At 67.9% G+C, this 794-nt stretch carries 1 protein-coding gene; it reads right to left on the reverse strand.

The features are described 5' to 3' along the window. Positions 1 to 794, reverse strand: a 794-nt coding sequence (gene vgrG / locus AB6V08_RS23145) for a type VI secretion system tip protein VgrG (protein ID WP_368545102.1), incomplete at both ends; no start/stop codon positions are given.

The raw sequence follows: 794 nt of genomic DNA on the forward strand, positions 1-794 counted from the left end.
GCATCCACCAGATGGCCCAGGTTAAGCTGGCTCTTCCCGCCGTACTCCGTCGAGACCTTGATATGCTCCCGGCCCCGCTCGTCCTCAAGCCGGATTTTGTTGTTCGACGGCGTGCGCAGCACGTTGCGCTTATAGTTGCGGATGGTCACGTGGTCACCGTGCGCCGAGTCGTGCAACACCCCCGCGATGTACGGCCGGTCCGGGTTGCCGTCCTCAAACCCTATCGCCACTTCCGTCCCCGCCAGCAGCGGCAGGTGCAGCCCGTACGTGTCCCCGGCGTAAGGCCGCGCCTGGCGCACCCACAGGCTCTCGAACCCGGTCTCCCAGCCGTCACGGTCAAACAGCATGTTCACCCGGTAGCGGCCGTCTTTATCAATATGCCCGTAGGTGTCGTTCTCCGTGGTGCTGGTCACCCGCGCCGGCAGCGTCCCCGCCATCACCGGACGTGAACCCGGCTCCGGGCGGAACCCCACCTCCGCGCTGTCCGGGATACCCTCCAGGCTCACGCTGAAGTCCCGGTCGCGTCGCGCCCGGCTGTGCATCGCCGTGATGACTATCCCCCGGCTGAACACCTCCGCCACCTCAACGCCCCCGGTCACCTTCAGCACCTGGCCCGGCGCAACTGCCGCGCTGCCGGTCACCGCGCTTGCCCGCGTCTGGCCGTTCAGGTAGCGCTCATGACGAAGGCGGGCGTAAAACGCCCCCGTCTCCGGCGCCGGGTGGCGCTCGTGGACGCCGCCCTGCGTCAGGTAGTTGTCCGCGTAGTGGTACGCCTCGCCGTACGTCGTCGCGTC

This window comes from Enterobacter soli (genome assembly GCF_964208575.1).
GTDB classification, from domain to species: domain Bacteria; phylum Pseudomonadota; class Gammaproteobacteria; order Enterobacterales; family Enterobacteriaceae; genus Enterobacter; species Enterobacter soli_A.